A 21,389-nucleotide genomic window follows, 5' to 3' on the forward strand; every position below is an offset into this window, starting at 1 on the left:
AAACTATATGAACGCTAAAAACTTAAGCATTGGCTATGCCATTTTACGCTATTCCGTAGCCATTATCTTATTATCGCACAGCGTGTTTGGCATGTTTGATGGCGGTATTAACGATTTCGGAAATTTATATCTGAACAAAGTCGGCTTTGCCCCTTTTGGCGTTGCCCTTGCCTGGAGCATTAAACTCTCGCATGTACTTTGCGCAATACTGCTGGTTTTTAACAAATACATTCGTGTGGCCTGTTTTGCCAGCATATTTGTTTTAATAATGGGCATTATTATGGTGCACTTTAAAGAAGGCTGGTTTGTGGTAGGCGGTGGAAGAAATGGTATAGAGTATAATTTTATATTAATTTGTGTATTAACCGCAATTGTATTTTTTAACACGGCGAGCCACCCTGAATCAAAACAGTAATTAATCTAAATCTTTGAGAATATATAAGTATGCTCACCTTTCTTTTTTAGCATGTATTTCATTCAACATCAATAAGTTAATAGCATTAAAATTGGATGTCGTTTTCTTAACTACCTTAATTGCTTAAAGATCAAAAAACAGCTGACATTAGAACTTCATTTTCTGAATCCGCACTGCATTTAAAATAGCCAGCAAAGCTACACCAACATCTGCAAAAACCGCTTCCCACATGGTGGCCAATCCACCGGCACCCAGAATTAAAACAAGGGCTTTAACAGCAAAGGCGAGCGTAATATTCTGGATCACCACGTTTTTGGTAGCCTTGCCAATTTTAATCGCGATAGCAATTTTAGAAGGTTGGTCGGTTTGGATCACTACATCAGCTGTTTCTATCGCAGCATCGCTCCCCATCGCGCCCATGGCTATGCCTATATCGCTAATGGCCAATACCGGCGTATCATTAATGCCATCGCCAACAAAAGCAACTACCCTGGTTTTATCACTTTTAATTTTTTCCAGATTCACTACTTTATCTTCCGGCAATAAATCGCCATAATACTCATCGATACCCAACTGGCTGGCTACTTTTTTAACAATAGTAGTTTTATCGCCGCTGAGCATTACCACCTGCTTTACACCATTTTCGTGCAATTGCTTAACCGCAGCTGCAGCGTCTTCCTTAATCTCGTCGGCAATTAAAACATAACCCACATATTGCCCATCAATAGCCACCACTACAATACTTTCTTCTATCTCTTGTATTTTAAGATCGAATGGAATATTGAATTTCACTAAAAGTTTCGCGTTTCCTGCTAAAACCGTTTTGCCATTTACCGTGCCCTTTAAACCCATTCCAGCAATTTCCTCCAAATTAGAGGCCGGATGAAGATCTGCTCCATTGGCATACTCTACAATCGCTTTGGCAATGGGGTGGGTCGATTTTGCTTCAACAGCAGTTAGTAGTGCTAAAAACTCTGTCTCGTTAATTGTACTTTCTATTTTCTGAACTTTAAAAACACCTTTGGTAAGTGTTCCGGTTTTGTCCATCACAACAGTATCCAGCTTGGTAATGAGCTCTAAAAAATTAGATCCTTTAAACAGAATACCGTTTGCCGACGCAGCCCCGATACCACCGAAATAACCAAGGGGAATAGAAATAACCAAGGCACAAGGGCAAGAGATAACCAGAAAAACCAATGCCCGGTACAGCCAGGTCTGAAAATGATAATCGCTGCCTAAAATCAGGATGGGGATTGTAACCAATGCAAGCGCCAGAAAAAACACGATAGGGGTATAAACTTTGGCAAATTTGCGAATAAAGAGTTCGGTTTTCGCTTTGCGTGCGGTAGCATTTTGCACCATCTCCAATATGCGCGATAAAGCACTATCGGCAAAAACTTTGGTTACCTTTATTTCGATAACCCTATCCAGGTTTAGCATCCCGGCCAAAACACTTTCACCTTTATTTATGGTTCTGGGTTTGCTTTCGCCGGTTAATGCAGCGGTATTGAAACTACTTTTTTCGGATAACATTTCGCCATCCAGGGCTATTTTCTCCCCCACTTTAATCTGTATAGTTTCGCCAATGGCTACCTTTTCAGGATTCACATTTTCATATTTTCCGTTTCTGAAAACATGTGCCACATCTGCACGCACATCGAGCAAGGCCGAAATATTTCTTTTTGCCCGGTTTACTGCTGCCAGCTGAAAAAGCTCTCCTATGGTATAAAAAAGCATTACAGCTACGCCTTCGGGATACTCTCCAATAGCAAAGGCACCAATAGTAGCGATAGACATTAAAGAAAATTCGGTAAAGAAGGCCTTAGCTTTAAAGGTTTCCCAAACTTCGCGTAAAACCGGTAAACCTACTGGCAAATAAGCCAAAATGTACCAATATGGCCTGATGGTTTGAAAAACGGGTACCTTAAGAAAATTATCGAATGCAATCCCAATCAGCAACATTACCAGGGTAACAATAGCGGGCAGGTAGGTTTGAAATGCAGATGGATCGCCGCCGTGATCATGATCGTGATCATCGCCTTCACCATGTGAATGGTTATGAGGTTGATTTTTGGGTTCAGAATGTGCTTTACTGCTACAGCAGTTATCGTGATTATCGTGTGAGTGGCTCATTATTTTTATACTATAACTCGTTATTTAACACCAGGCGCTATAAGTCTGGCACATATTATACTGTATTAAAACGATCGGAAATCAAATTTATGGAAAATAAAATGGTTTATCCCGAATCATTCTTAATAGCAATAATTTTTACAGTCACACAATAAAATTTGTTAAAAAATGTTAATAGTGTATAAAAGATTTAAAAAATGAATCCTCAAACGATTAAAATAATCAGAAAAGGATCCATCTGAAGAATACAATTAAATATATAAACAGATGAAATCTATTAAAATCTCATTTTCAGCATCAGATTTGATCAGACGGCTAGGCTTGGCAAAAATTTACTACTGGTTTTACAAGTAATATTTCTAATATATTACCACAGTATTAATTAGTATTTCATAAATTTCGCATTATAAACTAACTTATTTTAAGCGAATGAAATACCAAAATTTGAAAAGATATTTTGCGGCACTGGGTATAGTTGCTGCTAGCTTTTCTGCAAACGCACAAACCATCAAAAAATTTATCGACCCAGCCAATATGGATTTATCGGTTAAACCGGGCGATGATTTTTACCAATATGCAAGTGGTACCTGGGTAAAAAACAATCCTGTTCCGGCTAAAGAAACACGCTGGGGTTCCTTCAACGAGCTTCGCGATTTCAACATCAACGCTGTAAAAACACTTGTTGAAGATGCGGCAGCCGACAAATCAGCACCAGCAGGATCGGTAAAACGTAGGGTTGGCGATTTTTATACCGCTGCGATGGATAGTTTGACCATCGAGAAATTAGGTTACACTCCAATAAAAGCCGATTTAGCTAAAATTCAGCAGATTAAAGACATCCAGGGCGTTTTAGATCAGGTAGCTTATATGCGTGTAAATGGTTTAGCTGGCGCCATGTTTGGTGTAGGTGTTGGCCAGGACCGTAAAAATGTAAACAAATATATGGTTAGCGTTGGTCAGGGCGGTACTACTTTGCCCGATCGCGATTACTATTTAAAAGACGATGCCCGCAGTGTTAAAATCCGCGAGGCTTACAATACTTATATGGTTACCCTGTTTACCTTAACCGGTAGCAGCGCCGAAGAGGCTAAACAAAAAGCAGCAACTGTTTTTACCATCGAAAAACAATTTGCAGAGGCGCAAATGAGCCGTTTGGAAATGCGCGATCCTTATGCAACTTATAACAAACTTACTGTTGCCGAGCTGAACAAAAAAACACCAGATATCAATTGGTCAACCTACCTTCCAAAATTCAAAATTAAAGGCCAGGATACCGTTTTAGTTTCGTCGCCTAAGTTTATGGCAAGTTTAGATGGTATGTTAAAATCGGTTTCGGTAGCCGATTGGAAAACCTATATGGAGTGGAACATTTTAAAAGGATCGGCATCAAGCTTAAGTGCTCCCTTTGTGAAAGCAAGTTTCGCCTTTACTCAGGCACAAACCGGCCAGAAAGTACAAACGCCACGCTGGCAACGCATGTCCTCGTTAACCGATGGCACCATTGGCGAATTATTGGGTCAGCTTTATGTAGCTAAATACTTTAAACCAGAGGCTAAGGAACGCATGAACCAGATGATTGTGAACCTGCGCAAGGCTTTCGAAATCAGAATTAATGGCTTAGAGTGGATGAGCCCTGAAACCAAGCAGAAAGCATTGGCTAAATTACATGCTTTTACCCCAAAAGTTGGTTACCCTGAAAAATGGAAAAACTATGATGGCTTAGCGATTAATAAAGATACTTACTTCCAAAATCTACGCAATGCTAGTGTTTGGGGCTATAACGAAATGGTAAATCAATTAGGCAAGCCTGTTGATCGTAAACGCTTCGGCATGACCCCGCCAACGGTTAATGCTTATTACAGCCCTACACTAAACGAAATTGTTTTCCCTGCAGGTATTTTGCAATTCCCTTTCTTCGATCCTAATGCAGATGATGCAGTTAACTATGGTGGTATTGGTGCAGTAATTGGTCACGAAATGAGTCATGGTTTTGACGATAGCGGAAGCCAGTACGATGCTGCCGGTAACTTAAAAAACTGGTGGACTGCAGAAGACAAAGCTAAGTTTGACGCTAAAACCAAAGCCCTTGGCGAACAGTTTGACGCATACACCGTATTAGATACCGTACATGTAATTGGTAAATTAACCATGGGCGAAAATATTGGCGATTTAGGAGGTTTAAATGCAGCTTACACGGCTTTCAAAATGACTAAACAAGGCCAAAGCAACGAAAAAATTGATGGTTTTACGCCAGATCAACGTTTCTTCCTTGCCTGGGCACAAGTTTGGAGAGGTAACATTTTACCAGAGAGTGCTGCCCAGTTAATTAAAACCGATCCGCACTCTCCGGGTCCTTACCGTACCATTGGTGCCCCTGTAAACATGGATGCCTGGTACAACGCCTTCGATGTTAAACCTGGTGATAGATTATATAAAAAACCAGAAGACAGGATAAGAATGTGGTAGTTTAAAGTGGGAGGCTTTGCCAACAGGCCAAAACCTACACAGTATTTCATCCCTATATTGTAAACGCCCCGATTTTAATTGGGGCGTTTGTTTTTATATTGATTTCGGATAAACATCCAAAAATTAATTGTCCTCCTTTCGGCTATTGTTAAATATCATTCTATCTTTGAAAAAACATTCCATCATACCATGAAAAGCGCAATTAAAACACTTTCCATCCTGGCTTTAACTTTTGTTTCTTTAACCGGCTTTGCACAAAACAAACTGTTTACTGCCGAAGAATTAATCAATAAAAAAGATCCGGCATGGCCCTTGGTTAAAAAATGGATTGATTCTGCCAAAAACAAAGTCGAGATTCTGTCCGTTGATTCAACAAAAGCCAAAGAAGTGTTATACAATACGCAAATTTCAACTTATTCGACCCTGGGTTCGGTAATTTACAATAGTGGAGGCATAATGGTTGACAATGGCTGGATCAGGATTTTAGGTTCGGGAAGTGAGCGTTTAAACCGTTCTGTTTCAGATTGGAATAAGGGCAAAACCGTTAAAGAATATGGCGACAATATGCCTTATCTGCTGGTAGCGGATGATGCCGTTGGCGGTTTTTTCGCCATTAACTATGGTGGCTTAGGCCCTGATATTAAAAACGTATACTACCTGGAACCCAACAGCTTAACCTGGCAACCACTTGGTGCAGGCTACGGAGAGTTTTTGGTTTTCTGTTTCGACAGCGACCTATCTAAGTTTTACAAAGGCCTTCGCTGGAGTAGCTGGAACCAGTTTATTGGTAACTTAGATGGTACTAAAACTTACAGCTTTCGTCCTTATTTATGGGAAGAAGGAACTGATATTGAAAAGTGTACCCGCAAACTGGTTGGCATTGAAGAAATGTACAAATTCAATATCATGAAATCGAAAGAGCTGAAAAGCGCCGGCGAAGCGAAAAAAGAGGAACCTAAAACGGAGCAATAAACTGATTATCTAAAGAAAATGTCAGATACACAATCGAGTTCTGTACCCCGGTACTTAAACTAAGCGTATTTGGACTGAGTTTTCTTTGACAGTTTGGCCAGTACCATTGCGCGCGATGCCTCTACCCTACTTTTCAATTCTGTATCGTTAAACACCTCTAAGTTAGCTACACGAATCCATTGGCGCTTAGCCATGTGGTGCGCCTGTTGTATGCCATCTCTGCCAGTAAGGGCATCAAATTCTTCCGGATCACATTTGATCGAGAAGCTGTTATCCTCGTCAATGGCGATAATGAAGAACATTTTTTCTTCAATCATGAAACACAAATGGCCCCATTTCATGCCTTCGGTTGTACCAGGCAAACTCAAACAATATTCTCTAAAGGTTTCGATATCCATTTTTTAAGGTTTAAAGCAAAGCTAATAACAAAAGCCGAAAGGCAGATAGAAAATGCTAATTTTGCCATGAATATAGAAATCATTAATTCTTTTAGGCCCCATGAATATTATCACCCCAACCGCCGATGGTTCCAATACCCTTTACAACGAAACCATAGGCGAACATTACCACAGCAAACATGGTGCGTTGCAGGAAAGCAAACACGTGTTTATAGCGGCGGGGTTAAAATTTGCTTCTGCCGGCAAGCCTGAAATAGCTGTTCTGGAAGTTGGTTTTGGAACGGGTTTAAACTTTATTTTAAGCCTTGAATACTGCGAATCAAATAATATTCAACTCGATTATACCAGTATCGAAGCCTTTCCGTTATCATCAGCATTAATTGAACAAACGGGTTATTCGGCTTATGTACCGCAAGCCATTTGGAATACTTTTATGAGTAACTACGAAGCTGCTCTTCAAGCCCCTCAATCACTATCGGCATTAAGCGCACTCGAAATTCCACATACAACATTAGCCGCATTTAATACACCTAAAAAATTCGATATCATTTATTACGATGCCTTTTCTGTGCAGCACCAGCCCGAAATGTGGAGCGATGAAATTATTGCACATGCCTGCAGTTTCTTAAAGCCCGGTGGTACTTTTGTAACCTACGCCATTACCGGAAAATTAAAACGTGCGGTAAAAGCCTGTGGTTTTAACATCGAAAAACTACCCGGTGCACCTGGAAAAAGGGAAATGCTTAGGGCAGTGAAGGGAATGTAAGGCGGGATAATGCAAGATGGCAAATGGATGAGGGAAGATGGTTGTTAAACTTTAATCAATATGTTATCTAAACACTGACATTAACAAGACCTTTTCTTAAAACTGCATTTAATTCTGTTTGTTAATCCTATTATAAAATTCACATCATGGAAAAAAGAATATTAGGCAAATCAGATTTAAATATAGCACCGGTTGTTTTTGGCGGCAACGTTTTTGGCTGGACCATTGATCAGGCAAAATCATTCGAAATCTTAGATCATTTTATCGAAAGTGGTTTTAATTGCATTGATACAGCCGATGTTTACTCGCGCTGGGTGCCCGACAATAAAGGCGGAGAATCGGAAACCATTATTGGTAACTGGTTAAAAAAGCACGGCAAACGGCACGATGTAATTATTGCAACCAAAGTAGGCTCTGATATGGGCCAGGGCAAATCGCTCAAAAAAGATTACATCATTAACGAAGTCGAGCATTCATTAACTCGCCTGCAAACCGATTATATCGACTTGTATTTCTCGCATTATGATGATGAAAACACACCGGTAGAAGAAACTTTAAGCGCTTACGATAGCCTGATTAAAGCCGGTAAAGTACGGTGGATCGGCGCATCGAACTTTTCGGCCAATCGCTTAAAAGAATCATTAATCTTCTCTAACGAGCATAATTTACCCCGTTACGAAGTTTACCAACCAGGTTACAACTTATACGATCGCGAAGGATTTGAGGCAGAACACGAAAAAATTTGCTTAGAGCACAATTTAGGTGTAGTTACCTATTATGCCCTGGCCAGTGGTTTTTTAAGCGGAAAGTACCGCAGCGAAGCCGATTTAAGTAAAAGTCAGCGGGGAGGTGGTGCAAAAAAATACCTGAACGACCGGGGTTTTAAAATCCTCAGGGCATTAGACCAGGTTGCAGAAACACATGGTGTAGAACAGGCATCGGTAGCATTGGCCTGGCTGCTGTATCATCCGTCGGTTACCGCACCAATTGCCAGCGTTACCGATTTAAACCAACTCAAATCTTTTACCGAAGCTGCAAATTTAAAGTTAAGCGCAGAAGATATTTCGTTGCTGGATAAAGCCAGTATTTATTAAAAAGTTTTACTGGAGAATCATCCCTTAAGCGTGTTTATCTTAAAATTTGTTACGTTGGGCGTTAATTTATTGGATAAGCCTGCCTGCAGCAGGCAGGCAATCTTACAATGATCGCTAGTTATCAACCCTATTAACTACTTTTAAGGGATTTTTTACATTTGTAACAAATCTAAATCTATGACAATCTCCACAATTTTGGCATCCGTGCCAGGCATTATAGAAATCCTTGTTATTCTTATTGGTATTGCTATATTATTGGCGGTGGCCAATTATGGTAAAAACACCTCATTGGGGTATTTTGGTTCGCTCCTTTTAGCAATTTTCACTACACCACTGATTGCTTTCTTTATAATTCTGATATTTTTCAAAAAAGACAGATAATATTAATAATTTGTACTGGTATTTACCAGTTAAACCTACAATAGAATTGATTAAAACTTTTAATCCCTCAATTTGTATTAAACAGGATTTAATTTTTTTATGAAAGACAAACTATCATTCCTGCCTAAACTTGCGCTGGTTCTCTTCTGCTTAATCAGCCTAACTTACATTGCCATTTTAGGGCAATCGCTTCTGGCGCCACTTCTTTTCTCCTTTTTAATGGGGATTTTATTATTACCGGTAGCCAATTTTTTGGAACAGCGGTTTAAATTTAAAAGAAGTTTATCAACACTGGTTTCGGTGATATTAATGATCGCTGTAATTGGCGGAATTGTATATTTTTTTGGCAACCAGTTGAGCGATTTATGGGCCGACTGGCCTTTGTTAAAAGAGAAAGCCGATGTTTCTTACCATGAACTGCAGCATTGGATTTCGAAAACCTTTCATGTAAATTCAGAAAAACAACTGGCTTACCTAAACGATAGTACCGAAAAAGCCCTGGCTACAAGTGCCACTATTGTAGCCACTACATTGGCTACCTTATCTTCTACCCTCTTATTCCTGGGTTTCACCTTATTGTTTACGTTTTTCATCCTAAACTACCGCAGGATATTGTATACCTTTTTAACATCTGTTTTTAAAGAAGAACACAAAGAGAAGGTAAGCGAAATCGTATCGCAAATCCAGTATATCATTAAGAAATACATCATTGGCTTGTTCTTACAAATGCTAATCGTAACCATCTTAATGATTACCGTATTGAGCCTTTTAGGTGTAAAATATGCGGTTTTATTGGGTTTGGTAGCAGGTATTTTTAATGTGGTTCCATATCTGGGCATTTTCTTCGCTTTGCTCATTAGCTGTTTAATTACATTCGCCACTGCTGGTGCAGGTAAAGTACTGTTGGTTTTAATTGCTTTTGTTGGCGTTCATGCCATTGATGGAAATATTTTAATGCCATTGGTGGTGGGTTCTAAAGTAAAAATAAATGCCTTATTTGCTTTTATCGGCATTGTTGTTGGCGAAATGATCTGGGGTATTTCGGGTATGTTTTTATGTATTCCTTATTTGGCTATGCTCAAAATCATTTTCGACCGGATAGATAACCTTAAACCCTGGGGCATTTTAATGGGCGAAGAACATAAACCTGAGAAGAAAAAACGGGTTTACCGCATCACCAAAAAAATTAAACTGGAAGAAAAAGATTAGCATGGCAGAAAACCGTTCGCCACATATTTTAAGTACTTCGGCCAATTTACTGGGGATTTGTTTTATCGTGCTCACCTCTTTAAAGAAACTAAACCTGGCCGATAGTTCTATTATTGATGAGTTTGCCGTTGCAGCCGTTATCTTTTTTATGACCAGCTGTATTTTATCTTTTATTTCGATGAGAAAAGGCGATGCCGTGAGTCAAAGGCTGGAAAAAAGTGCAGATTTTATTTTCCTTTCAGGATTAGTGGTGCTCTTTATAGCCACCATATTAATTGCCTTTAATTTGATTTCGTAATTTTTACAACTCCATTACACCAGGCTTTTAGCGTATCTGCTCGTTAATTTACATATTTGAGGCATGAAACCTTTATTCGTATTACTTGTTGTTTATGTTGCCCTGCTTGCCTTTGGTGGTCATACCACATTCGATAAAGGAAATATTTTTGCCGGTAACATCGCTATGGGTGTAATGTTGCTTTTTACAGCAATAGGCCACTTTAAGTTTAAAACCAGTATGGCCGCCATGATCCCGCTTTTCATTCCGAAGAAAGTAGAAATTATTCTATTTACGGGCGTACTAGAGATTTTATTTGCCATTGCATTACAAATTGAAGATATAAGATACTATACCGGCATTGCATTGATCATATTTTTAATGACCATTATACCTGCCAATATTTATGCAGCAAAAAACCACATCAATTACGAAGATTTATACAAACCCGGCCCAGGCCCTAAATATTTATGGTTCAGAATTCCTTTTCAGCTTTTCTTAATCGCCTGGGTTTGGTATTTTAGCGTCCGTTAATTGCTAAAGCACTAACTTTACCTCTCTGAAGTAAATAATACTGACAAAATATGCCAAACAATCCTATTCCTGCCAGCGCCAATAACCCTGCTGATGCTTTTATGCGTCTGCTAACTGTTTTAGATACTTTGCGTACACAATGCCCATGGGATAAAAAACAAACCATGGAAACCCTGCGCCATTTAACCATTGAGGAAACTTATGAGTTGAGTGATGCAATTTTGGAAGGCGATCTGGATGAAATTAAAAAGGAACTGGGCGATGTAATGATGCATCTGGTTTTTTATTCGCGTATTGCTTCAGAAACCAACGAGTTTAACATTACAGATGTTTTAAACGGGGTTTGCGACAAACTGGTTAACCGCCATCCACATATTTATGGCGACGTAGAAGTGCAGAATGAAGAAGATGTAAAACGTAACTGGGAGCAGATTAAACTCAAAGAAGGCAACAAATCGGTTCTGGCTGGTGTTCCGGGTTCATTACCTGCGCTGGTTAAGGCCTCACGCATTCAGGAGAAAGCACGTGGAGTGGGTTTTGATTGGGAAAATAAAAATCAGGTTTGGGAAAAAGTGGAGGAAGAACTGCAGGAATTTAAATCGGAGTTTAACGTAGCCGATAATACCGCTATTGATGTAGAAAAGGCCGAGTCAGAATTTGGGGATGTACTTTTCTCACTGATCAATTACGCCCGCTTCATCAACATCAATCCTGAAAACGCGCTGGAAAAAACCAATAAAAAATTTATCAAACGCTTTCAGTACCTCGAAAGTAAGGCAAAAGAAAATGGTAAAGCATTGGCTGATATGACCCTTGCCGAAATGGATGTGTATTGGAATGAGGCAAAAAAGGTATAGTCGAGTCGTCATCTCGAGCGGAGTATAGCGTAGCCGAGAGATCTATCAAAGTAGATTTCTCCATTCCGTTGCACTCCAGTCGAAATGACGCCTTTATTAAAACTACTCATAAAACTTCCCGTCAACATAATACCATTTCCCGTCTTCTAACCTGAAGTTAGATTTTTCATGCAGTACTTCCGTTTGGAATTTCTTATTGAGATAATAAGCCTTAAATTCTACGGTATCAAAAGTTGCTGCAACAATTTCGAGTTTAAGCCATTTGGTATTTTTTGCGCTTTTTAAATAGGCATCTTTACTATTGCCCTTGCGTTTGCTGCTGTGTGTGGTTTCAACCAAATAATCACCATCATGCACTACAAAAGCCGAATACCGCGAACGCATTAAGGCTTCGGCTGTAGGAGCAGTTTGTTGCTTTAAATGGTATGGTTTACAGCAGTTTTGGTAAAGCAAACCGCTTCCGCAGGGACAATTGGTAATGTTCATCTCGATTATTTGAGCGGCAAATTAGGAATTTAATGTCCTTGATGCCAAAATTTCCGTAAAATTGCAATCCAAAATAATGAGATACTTCTTCCACATTGCTTATCAGGGTCAGCATTACAATGGCTGGCAAAAACAACCAGGTGCCATTAGCGTACAGGCGGTAATTGAAAAAGCACTGGAACAAATTTTAAAACAGCCTGTTCCCATTATTGGTTGTGGCAGAACTGATGCACATGTACATGCCAGTCAGTTTTTCTTTCATGCCGATATCGAAAAAACCTTTGATTTTGACCTCCTTTATCGCTTAAACAAGGCTTTACCGCAAAACATTGCTGTTTTCGATATTATTCCAATGGAAGGCCTGCCACATGCCCGATTCGATGCTGTTCAACGCAGGTACGATTATTTTATCCACACTTACAAAGATCCTTTCTTAAGCAACCAGAGTTCTTTTTATCAGGATCCGCATTTGGACCTTCAAAAAATGAAAGCAGCGGTTAATCTGCTACCACAATACAAAGATTACCGGGCTTTTTGTACCCAGCCCAACAAATACGAGCACACCATTTGTAACGTAATGGAAGCCGATTTATTTGTGAATGAAAAAGGCGACCGCATTCGCTTTCACATTGCAAGCAACCGTTTTTTAAGTAAAATGATCCGTATTTTAATGGGAAAAATCCTAAAAACCGGATTAGGCGAACTGAGCCTGGATGAATTTGAAAGCCTGCTAATTAACCTGCAAACACCTAAAACTTTAGATCCGGCGCACCCTACAGGCCTATACCTTTCTAAAGTAACCTACCCCTATTTAAACCTGCCACCCAGAACCGAGTTTTTGCATAGCACGCAAGGAATTGAATGGATTTCGGTTAAACTGTAGCGTTTTGCTTTCAGCTTCCGTTTAAGGAGTATGAAAGCTAAAATCTCCATCCTTTTATTTACCCTTGGCCTATCATTGGGCTGTAAAAAGCCTGATAAAGTTGATGTGGTAAACAATGGCGATTATACCGGTTTACTGGTGGTAACCAATAGTGTAAAATCGGTACCGAGCACCTACCCTATTGTTGCTTCTTTAAAGAACGGACAGTTTAGTATCACATACAAAAACACCAATAAACCCACAGCAGGATCAGGTACATATACTTTTGACAAAGGGCTTGCTGTTTTTGTTAATGAAGGTATTTATACCGCCGATTTTGACTGGAACATGATTTTAAATGGAGAATACGAGGTTAAAAGCAATGCTACCGACCTCACGCTCAAAAAGAAGTTTAAGCAGGCTGCTACCGAAAATTCACCAGCTACCTCATACGCTTACCTGCAATATGAATACATTTTGAAAAAAATTAACTAGCAAGAGAATAAAAAGTTAGGTTTAGGTTGCCTGGGCATCGAAAATGATCTGATTTGATGACCCAGGCTTTTTTATGCCTTATTTAAAGCGGATTGCCTTTAATGGTGAAACTTTACTAATTAACAACGAAGGGATAATCAGCACAGTTAAACATACCACTACCGTAACTACATTGAGTAGCAGCACATCAATAAAATGAAATTCGATTGGTACATAGGCTAAAAAATACGAAGCCTGGTTGAGTTTGAAAATGTGCGTAGCCTCCTGAAAGAAGCCAAGGCCCAGGCCTAAAATATTACCAAGCAATAACCCAATACCAATCAGGTAAGCAGCATTGTAAAGAAAAATCTTCATGATGCTCCAGTTTGTTGCCCCAAAAGATTTAAGCATCCCAATCATGTTAGTGCGTTCTAAAATCATAATCAACAGGGCAGTAACCATGTTAATTACCCCTACAATCAACATTAAAATGAGTAACACATTTGTATTTACATCTAGCAACCCCAGCCAGGTAAAAATATTAGGGAAATTTTCTTCAATAGAAAAAGAACGTAGATTACGTGGTAGTTTTTCGTAAATCTCATCCGCAACGGGCTGAAGTTTACTAAAATCTTTAATCCTGATTTCTACCCCTCCAATTTCGTTAGCTTCCCAGTTATTTAAGCGTTTAACAATATTCAGGTTGCCCAATACAAAACCTTTGTCGATATCTTCTACACCGATATCGTAAATACCCACAATTTTAAATTTCCGCGGGCGCAACTGGTTCTGCACAAAGTACATGATAAAATCATCGCCTGTTTTTAATTTTAAGCGATTGGCCGTATAATTTGAAATCAACAGTTCTTGCATAGCCCTGGTACTATCAGCAAAATTGATGGTAGTACCGCTAATAAGGTGTTGTTTAATGTAATTCCAGTTATAACTTTTATCTACCCCCTTAAAATTAATCCCTTCTATTTCGTTATTGGCCGAAAGAATAGCTGGCTTAGTGGCGAAGGGATAAAAATATTCGATATTGGGATTGTTTTTCAGATCGTTATTAGCGGTATCACTTAAAGCAAATGGCGAATGCTCGAAAGAATTATTCAGGTCGTAGCGCGTAATTTGTACATCGCCTAAATAACCACGCACTTTATCTTGAATTTGGGTTTTAAAACCTTTAATAATGGCTATTGAAAGGATCATAACCGCCAAACTCAGCATTACGCCAGCTATCGCAATGCGAACAATGAGCTTTGAAAAAGTACGTTCTGATTTAACGGCTATCCGCCCGGCTATAAAATATTCGAAATTCAATTTTAACAGGTTTCTAAGTAACAAAAATGCTCAATTCCTTTTTAAAAATGGCATTTTCAAAAATAAATAACCAACTTTAAAAATAATGTAGCCTTGGCATAAAACAAATACCAATAACCATAATCAATTGTTTTATAGCAATTGCAACAGATTATAACAATACCTGATATGAAACAATACCTCAGCTTTGCTTTAACCAGTTTAATTGCCTTATCGGCCTGTGGCCAACCCAAACCGCTTGAACAAGAAGTTGCCGGTGGCAAGGGTCTTGGAAACAAAAAACTGATGATCAGGAAGATGAAACTTCCATCTGAACTTAAAACAGGTGCAGAGCAAACAGAAAAATATCTGCCCCTTTTAAAAGGCAAACGGGTGGGCATGGTAGTTAACCCTACTTCCGTTATCGGGGCACAAACTTCGGTAGATAGCCTGTTAAAATTAGGCGTTAAAATCCAGAAAATATTTGGTCCGGAGCACGGCTTTAGGGGAAATGCCAGTGCCGGTGTTACGGTTAACGATGATGTAGATACTAAAACGGGTATAAAGGCGATCTCACTTTATGGCAAACACAGTACGCCTACGGCAGAAGACCTTGCCGATATCGACATCATGGTTTTCGATATACAGGATGTTGGCGTTCGGTTTTACACCTACATTAATACGCTGCAACATGTAATGGAAGCTTGTGCAGCCAACAAAAAAACTTTATTGATTTTAGACCGGCCAAACCCGAATGGTTATTTAATTGACGGACCAATTTTAGATCCTAAATATAAATCGGGTATCGGCATACAGCCTATTCCCATTGCACACGGTTTAACCGTTGGCGAATATGCACAAATGTTAAACGGCGAGGGCTGGTTAAAGGATAAGGTGAAATGTAAGATTACAGTTATCCAAAATGCAAACTATAACCACGATATGGAGTACACTTTACCGGTTAAACCTTCTCCAAACTTAAATACACAACAAGCTATTTTGCTTTATCCATCTACCTGTTTATTTGAAGGTACTTACTTAAACCATGGTCGGGGTACTCAATTCCCGTTTACAGTAGTTGGTGCACCCTATCTAAAAGGTAAATTCGATTTCAGCTTTACGCCTAAAAGTATTAAAGGCATGTCAGAAACGCCACTGTTTCAGGATCAGGTTTGTTATGGACTGGATTTAAGAACCTACGATACAGCCGAGCTGCGCAAAAGCAAACAAGTTAATATATCGTGGTTAATCTCATTATATCAGGCATCGCCTAAAAAAGAAGATTTCTTTAATTCTAAGCTAAGCAAAGAAATGGGTACCATTGAAAGATTGGTGGGTGTTGGTGATTTCAGGCAACAGGTTATTGATGGAAAAAGTGAAGCCGAAATCAGGGCCAGCTGGGAACCAGGCCTTAGCGCTTACAAAACCATGCGTAAGAAGTACCTTCTTTATCCGTAACTATTGGATGAGGGAATGATTGGAGGATGGAATATGAGAGAATGATTGAATGACTGATTGATTGAATGGAAGAATGATAAAACAATTTTTCAAACTTAACAGATTAAGCATTGTTATTAAATAGAGTACTTCGTTGGGTGTTATCAACATTAAAACTTAAAACATTCAACTTATCAGCTTAAATATTCAAAATTTATTCATTCAATTATTACCAAAATGAGCGGTCCAAAAGTTAAAAGTACTAAGCCCGGAAGTAATTACCAGGAAGAGGTACCTAAAGGCAGAGAGCCTGTTGATCACAAAACAGTAAGAAAAGCAAACGACAGTTTACCCAATAAACCTGTTAGAACGAATAATCCGGCTCAACAGCGCGAAAATGAAGAGCAGCCGGTGCACCCGATCAAGAAAGCCCCGAAAGCATAAATAATCGTTCAGGTCGCAGTAACTGTATCATCTGAACGATTTTATTTTAAGCGCAAAGAAAAAAGTAGCTCCTTGCCCGGCTGTACTTTCTACCCAAATCCTGCCACCCTCGCTTTTTATAATTTCGGCCGAGATGTAAAGGCCTAAGCCTAGCCCTGGATAGGTATGCTGTAAATTTCCATCTACGCGGTAAAACTGATCGAACACAAGGTGTTGCATATCTGCCGAAATTCCGATGCCGTAATCTTTAACACTTAATATAACTTCTCTATCCTCAATAAAAGTTGCTACAGCTATCTCACTGGCATCTGTTGAGTATTTAATCGCATTAGATAGAAAATTGGTAATTACCTGCCCAATGCGCTCTTTATCTGCAAAAACAATTGCATTACCTGCCAAGCCGCAAATAATTTTGTGCTTAGAACTGATGTGCTGCATTTCTTCTACAATTTCTTCAACCGCAGCATCAAAGTCAAATTCTACCGGATTAAAGGTCATTTTACCCGACTGGATTTTGGTTACATCCAGCAAATCGCCAATCAAGCCTGTCAACCGGTTTAACTGCTGATCCATTTTACGCACCATATTTGCCTTTTTCTCGTCGCCTTCATTCCTGATCATGCGTTCAAGAACCTGTGCGTAGGCTTTAATACTGGTTACAGGTGTTTTTAATTCGTGGCTCGCAATACCCAAAAACTCGTCTTTTTGCTGTTGCAACTGCACTTGCTTAGTTACATCCATCGCTGCATGAATAATAGCATACACCTCACCATCCGAATCTTTAAGAGGTTTATATGTAAAACTGAACCAGCGTTTTTCTTCCTTACCGTTAACCAACATCCTGGCTTCTTCCTGATCGGCATGATAAGTAATTCCGGTACGGTAAACATCCTTTAAAATCCCTACAAAAGGCTGCACGTTTAATTCGGGTATCGCCTCTATAACGGTTTTACCAATTACACTTTTATCCTTACCCCAAAAACGAAGCATTTCATCATTTGCCAGCCTGATAACAATATTTTCGGTTTCATAATAAGCGGTAGCCATCGGTATATCATAAAGAAAATTGCGAAAACGTTCTTCACTTTTGGCCGCGTCCATTTTTGAAATTACCTGGGCGGTAACTTCGTTTGCAACCACCATAATACCAGAAACCTCTCCATCCTGCCCAAATATCGGATCGTACACAAAATTGAAATAGAAATCGCCTAAAATGCCATTACGCTCCAACCGAGCCATTGTTTCGTAGCCATAATGGGCAACACCGCTATCGTAAACCTCTTGTAAAAGTTCAGGAAAAGGCTGACCAATAATTTCGGGCAATCCAGCTAAAAGGTTTAACCCGATTACGGCTTTACTTTTTCCCCATATTTTTAACAAATCATCGTTGGCCTCTTCAATAACGAGATCTCTTCCCCTCAAAATGCCTATGGCCACAGGCGCATCGTAAATCATCTGCCTGAACAGGGCTTCACTTTGCTCAACTTTAAACTTCGCATTTACCAGTTCGGTAACGTCGGTAGCATTATTTAAAATACCCCATACCTTACCGTCGGTATCCATTAGCGGTTTGTATATGAAATCGAAATAGAAAGTTTGGAGTACATCATCGTTTAAAAGTAAAGCCTTATCTTCTTTGGCCTCGTAAGCAACGCCCGTAGTTCTTACCTGATTAAGTATATGCAGAAAGGGCTGGTCTTTTAATTCAGGCAATGCTACGGCCAGTTCTTTACCTATTACTGATGCATCTCTGCCCCAGGCTTTAAGCATAGCTCTGTTTGCTACCTGAATAACCATATTTTCGCCAACATAAAGCGCTATTGGCATTGGAGACTCTTCTATAAGCGTATTAAAAATATTGGCTTTATCGTCGAGATTGATTTGCATAACAAGATAAAAAACAAATATAAACGGTTTTTCTACTTGCTGTTAGCTTTTAAAAAAGATAATAACACTTTTTCGTTGTGCTCCAGACTAATGTTACCCTTAAGCGAATTGTTGTTCATCTTTTTAAGGTATTTTTCCAGCTCATTGTTTTCGTAAGCGGTAAGCAAAAGCGGGTAAACGTAAGAACTCTTACACACCGCCCGGGTATTGCCTAGTTTTTTAGCCACACAATCTAAAACGGCAACTATTGTTTTTTTACTGTTTAAATCGGCATTTTCATTAAGCTGGCACTGGGCAAACTGCCGCATGGCTTCGAGTGTTCCTCCCCAGGTCCTGAAATCTTTTGCGGTAAAATCATCCCCGGTAATTTCTTTAATATAGGCATTTATTTTTCCCGAATCGATGCTTTTATGTTCGCTGCCATTGGTGTAAAACTGAAAAAGCTCCTGCCCGGGTATGTCCCTGCATTTTTTAACCAATCGGGCTAATGTCCGGTCGTTCAGTTCTACTTTCTGCTGTACCCCTTTTTTACCTACAAAATCCATGGTAATTTTACTTCCTTGTATTTTTACGTGCTTATCGCGCAGAGTGGTAAGTCCAAAAGAACCATAAAGCTGCTTATAACTTTCGTTCCCTACCCTGATGAGTGTTTTTTGGAGTACATCAACCGAAATGGCCAATACCTTACGTTCGTCGAAATCTTTTCTGCGCAGGTCTTTTTGAAGGTTTTTCCGGGCTCTGGTCAGGGCTTTACCAAATTCGAGTAAGCGAAAATATTTATCTTCAGATCGCCGACTGGTCCATTTTTGGTGATATTTGTACTGTTTTCGCCCTGCCGCATCAATTCCTGTAACCTGCAAATAAGCGTTAGGTTTATTTGCAATCCAAACGTCTTGCCATGCAGGCGGAATTACGAGGGCTTTAATCCGATCAAGATGTTTATCTTCAGTAACTTTATCCCCGTCTTTATCCACATAATGAAATTTACCGGGTTTACCCTTCCGATATATACCAGGCATACTGTCGGTTACATACACCAGTCCACTTGCTTTTACAACATCTTTACCTTGTACCATTTTTACCTATAAGTATGGGTTTATTTTTAGTTATTTTGCAAAACTTTAAGTGGCTAGCCACGTTATTTTAAAACACAACACTTTCTTATGAGAATAGTTTTTATGGGCACGCCCGATTTTGCGGTAGCTTCGTTAGATGCACTGGTACAAGCAAATTTTGATGTTGTTGCGGTAGTAACTGCACCAGACCGGCCGGCCGGCCGCGGGCAAAAGCTTAACGAAAGTGCGGTAAAAAAATATGCGGTTGAAAAGAATATTCCGGTGTTACAACCCGAAAAACTAAAGAACGCCGAATTTCTCGAAACCTTAGCCAGTTACAAAGCCGATTTACAGGTGGTAGTGGCTTTTAGAATGTTACCCGAAGTGGTATGGAACATGCCACCTAAAGGAACCATTAACCTGCACGGATCGCTTTTACCACAGTACCGTGGGGCTGCTCCTATAAATCACGCCATTATAAACGGAGAAAAAGAAAGTGGTGTAACTACCTTTTTCCTTACCCATGAAATTGATACAGGCAATATTATTCTTAGCGACAGTGTTGCCATTGCCGATGATGAAACCGCCGGCGACCTACACGATAAATTGATGCACATTGGCGCCAACCTGTTGGTAAAAACACTTAAAGCAATTGAAGCAGACGAGGTAAGCGAGCAGCCACAGCCACAAAGCGGCGATTTAAAGCATGCGCCTAAAATTTTTAAAGACGACTGTAAAATAGATTGGAACAATCAGGCGCAAACCATTTATAATTTAATTCGTGGGTTAAGCCCATACCCTACCGCCTTTACTTTTTTAAACGATAAAACATTAAAGGTATTTAAGGCTGAATTAGAAAATAAAGAGCCGGGCATTGTTGCCGGAGGCTTTTTAACAGATGGCAAAACCTATTTAAAATTTGCTGCTAAAGATGGCTTTATTAAACTATTAGACATCCAGTACGAAGGTAAAAAACGGATGTTGATTGAAGATTTTTTGAGGGGAATGCGCTTGTAAAGCTAATTTACAAAGTTTGAAATAAAATAACCAGACAGGCTTAATTAGGCGCTGTCTGGTTATCATTTTAAACACTAGCGGTTATAATTATCGACAGCCCTCTCTATATTTTTTTTACCAGATTCGCCGATAAAATAACCACCTATACTAAAAGCGGCGCCAAGCCCCAGCAAAACAAAACTACCTGTATAACTGCGGTCAGCATATTTGGGCATACCGCCGAATGAGGTACCTATTTGTTTACCCTCCGACATCAGCGTAATCCCACTGGCAATAACTGCAGCCCCAGCTGCTACGTACATGGCAATGCTGGTAATTTTAGTGTTTCTGTACCGCCTTAACAGCGCTAAACTCTTCGGGTTATCGGCCATGGCCTCGTTTAAATTCCGGTAATTTACTTTTTTCAGGTCGGTATAGCTTTTGTTCATAAACATTCGGTTGTTCACCACTTGTCGCCTGTAATCTCTAAAGCCGTAATATTCCGCTTCAATGGGAACATCATCGTAAACCACTTCCTGATAAATATTGATTTTACCTTCAATTATCCGCTCGGCAAAGGAAGCTTGCCCCAAAAGATTGAGTTTCCGAGTATTGGCAAAGAAACCATCCTCATTGTTAAAAAATTTGACCTGCGCTATCGGCACCCGCCTTGAATCGGCCCGGAGCGACCACCCGCCGCTAAAATCGGGGCGTAAGCTGATCTTTTTTGCATAAACTGTAGAATCTGAATAGAAGTACAGAAAGTTTCTGGATTCGTTCAGCTGTTGTGAACGGGCGTTCAGGCCATAGCAAGCCATTACGAGAATGAGTAATTTTTTCATTTCGGTTAAATTTGTGTGTGTAACCAATAATACTAAAAATATAGTTCAGGCAAACACAAATCGGCAGAAATAAAACGTAACATCAACGAAGCAAAAGAAATTTGC

The 21,389-nt window shown here is 39.6% G+C and carries 22 protein-coding genes; 15 read left to right on the forward strand and 7 right to left on the reverse strand.

Translation table 11 applies throughout. From position 1 onward, the window contains the following. The first annotated feature begins 7 nt into the window (after positions 1-7). Entirely contained in the window at positions 8-415 is a 408-nt protein-coding gene (locus G7074_RS03195; protein ID WP_166206949.1) for a DoxX family protein, read from the forward strand. 147 nt (positions 416-562) lie between these two features. On the opposite strand, the gene G7074_RS03200 is transcribed toward G7074_RS03195, so the two are convergent. Continuing rightward, entirely contained in the window at positions 563-2,548 is a 1,986-nt protein-coding gene (locus G7074_RS03200) for a heavy metal translocating P-type ATPase (protein WP_166206952.1), read from the reverse strand. A 429-nt stretch (positions 2,549-2,977) separates the two neighbouring features. On the opposite strand from G7074_RS03200, the gene G7074_RS03205 reads away from it, so the two are divergent. Continuing rightward, the gene (locus G7074_RS03205; protein ID WP_124560208.1) at positions 2,978-5,014 is read left to right on the forward strand and encodes a M13 family metallopeptidase; all 2,037 of its coding nucleotides are present in this window, start codon (positions 2,978-2,980) and stop codon (positions 5,012-5,014) included. A gap of 189 nt (positions 5,015-5,203) precedes the next feature. Next, positions 5,204-5,986, forward strand: coding sequence for a DUF2625 family protein (locus tag G7074_RS03210; protein WP_199748335.1), 783 nt, complete (start codon positions 5,204-5,206; stop codon positions 5,984-5,986). A 59-nt stretch (positions 5,987-6,045) separates the two neighbouring features. On the opposite strand, the gene G7074_RS03215 is transcribed toward G7074_RS03210, so the two are convergent. Then, entirely contained in the window at positions 6,046-6,384 is a 339-nt protein-coding gene (locus G7074_RS03215; RefSeq protein ID WP_166206955.1) for an MmcQ/YjbR family DNA-binding protein, read from the reverse strand. Between the two features lie 100 nt (positions 6,385-6,484). Here G7074_RS03215 and mnmD point away from each other — a divergent pair, with 100 nt between their 5' ends. The 7 genes from mnmD (at position 6,485) to mazG (ending at position 11,502) form a co-directional block, all read left to right on the forward strand. Further along, a complete protein-coding gene (gene mnmD, locus G7074_RS03220; RefSeq protein WP_124560210.1) occupies positions 6,485-7,150 on the forward strand; it encodes a tRNA (5-methylaminomethyl-2-thiouridine)(34)-methyltransferase MnmD in 666 nt (221 codons plus the stop codon). A 146-nt stretch (positions 7,151-7,296) separates the two neighbouring features. Continuing rightward, positions 7,297-8,244, forward strand: a complete 948-nt coding sequence (locus tag G7074_RS03225) for an aldo/keto reductase (RefSeq protein WP_166206958.1) — start codon at positions 7,297-7,299, stop codon at positions 8,242-8,244. 177 nt (positions 8,245-8,421) lie between these two features. After that, the gene (locus tag G7074_RS03230; RefSeq protein WP_124560212.1) at positions 8,422-8,625 is read left to right on the forward strand and encodes a hypothetical protein; all 204 of its coding nucleotides are present in this window, start codon (positions 8,422-8,424) and stop codon (positions 8,623-8,625) included. 99 nt (positions 8,626-8,724) lie between these two features. Further along, positions 8,725-9,834: an AI-2E family transporter gene (locus tag G7074_RS03235; RefSeq protein WP_124560213.1), complete on the forward strand. Its 1,110-nt coding sequence runs from the start codon at positions 8,725-8,727 to the stop codon at positions 9,832-9,834. A 1-nt stretch (position 9,835) separates the two neighbouring features. Next, positions 9,836-10,132 carry a hypothetical protein gene (locus tag G7074_RS03240; RefSeq protein ID WP_124560214.1) on the forward strand — a complete coding sequence of 99 codons (297 nt, stop codon included), beginning with the start codon at positions 9,836-9,838 and terminating at the stop codon, positions 10,130-10,132. Positions 10,133-10,195: 63 nt separating this feature from the next. After that, on the forward strand, positions 10,196-10,645 hold the full coding sequence (locus G7074_RS03245) for a hypothetical protein (RefSeq protein WP_124560215.1): 450 nt from the start codon (positions 10,196-10,198) through the stop codon (positions 10,643-10,645). Between the two features lie 50 nt (positions 10,646-10,695). Continuing rightward, entirely contained in the window at positions 10,696-11,502 is an 807-nt protein-coding gene (mazG, locus tag G7074_RS03250) for a nucleoside triphosphate pyrophosphohydrolase (RefSeq protein WP_124560216.1), read from the forward strand. 102 nt (positions 11,503-11,604) lie between these two features. Here mazG and G7074_RS03255 read toward each other — a convergent pair whose 3' ends face one another. Beyond that, the gene (locus tag G7074_RS03255; protein WP_124560217.1) at positions 11,605-11,988 is read right to left on the reverse strand and encodes a YchJ family protein; all 384 of its coding nucleotides are present in this window, start codon (positions 11,986-11,988) and stop codon (positions 11,605-11,607) included. Positions 11,989-12,064: 76 nt separating this feature from the next. Between G7074_RS03255 and truA the strand changes: the two genes are divergently transcribed. Further along, positions 12,065-12,871: a tRNA pseudouridine(38-40) synthase TruA gene (gene truA, locus G7074_RS03260; RefSeq protein ID WP_124560218.1), complete on the forward strand. Its 807-nt coding sequence runs from the start codon at positions 12,065-12,067 to the stop codon at positions 12,869-12,871. 30 nt (positions 12,872-12,901) lie between these two features. Then, entirely contained in the window at positions 12,902-13,345 is a 444-nt protein-coding gene (locus G7074_RS03265; RefSeq protein ID WP_124560219.1) for a hypothetical protein, read from the forward strand. Between the two features lie 78 nt (positions 13,346-13,423). On the opposite strand, the gene G7074_RS03270 is transcribed toward G7074_RS03265, so the two are convergent. Continuing rightward, positions 13,424-14,644: an FtsX-like permease family protein gene (locus G7074_RS03270; RefSeq protein ID WP_166206961.1), complete on the reverse strand. Its 1,221-nt coding sequence runs from the start codon at positions 14,642-14,644 to the stop codon at positions 13,424-13,426. A gap of 285 nt (positions 14,645-14,929) precedes the next feature. Here G7074_RS03270 and G7074_RS03275 point away from each other — a divergent pair, with 285 nt between their 5' ends. Together G7074_RS03275 and G7074_RS03280 are read left to right on the forward strand one after the other, a co-directional pair. Then, positions 14,930-16,081, forward strand: a complete 1,152-nt coding sequence (locus G7074_RS03275; protein ID WP_240916545.1) for an exo-beta-N-acetylmuramidase NamZ domain-containing protein — start codon at positions 14,930-14,932, stop codon at positions 16,079-16,081. 216 nt (positions 16,082-16,297) lie between these two features. Beyond that, on the forward strand, positions 16,298-16,504 hold the full coding sequence (locus G7074_RS03280) for a hypothetical protein (protein WP_124560222.1): 207 nt from the start codon (positions 16,298-16,300) through the stop codon (positions 16,502-16,504). A 27-nt stretch (positions 16,505-16,531) separates the two neighbouring features. Here G7074_RS03280 and G7074_RS03285 read toward each other — a convergent pair whose 3' ends face one another. Next, the gene (locus G7074_RS03285; RefSeq protein WP_166206967.1) at positions 16,532-18,391 is read right to left on the reverse strand and encodes an ATP-binding protein; all 1,860 of its coding nucleotides are present in this window, start codon (positions 18,389-18,391) and stop codon (positions 16,532-16,534) included. Between the two features lie 32 nt (positions 18,392-18,423). Further along, positions 18,424-19,467: a DNA topoisomerase IB gene (locus G7074_RS03290; protein WP_166206970.1), complete on the reverse strand. Its 1,044-nt coding sequence runs from the start codon at positions 19,465-19,467 to the stop codon at positions 18,424-18,426. Positions 19,468-19,554: 87 nt separating this feature from the next. On the opposite strand from G7074_RS03290, the gene fmt reads away from it, so the two are divergent. Continuing rightward, complete coding sequence (fmt, locus tag G7074_RS03295) at positions 19,555-20,463, forward strand: methionyl-tRNA formyltransferase (RefSeq protein ID WP_124560225.1); 909 nt, start codon at positions 19,555-19,557, stop codon at positions 20,461-20,463. Between the two features lie 74 nt (positions 20,464-20,537). On the opposite strand, the gene G7074_RS03300 is transcribed toward fmt, so the two are convergent. Then, positions 20,538-21,284, reverse strand: coding sequence for a hypothetical protein (locus G7074_RS03300; protein WP_124560226.1), 747 nt, complete (start codon positions 21,282-21,284; stop codon positions 20,538-20,540). Between the last annotated feature and the right edge of the window lie 105 nt (positions 21,285-21,389).

It is taken from the genome of Pedobacter sp. HDW13, from assembly GCF_011303555.1.
Classification (GTDB): Bacteria; Bacteroidota; Bacteroidia; order Sphingobacteriales; family Sphingobacteriaceae; genus Pedobacter.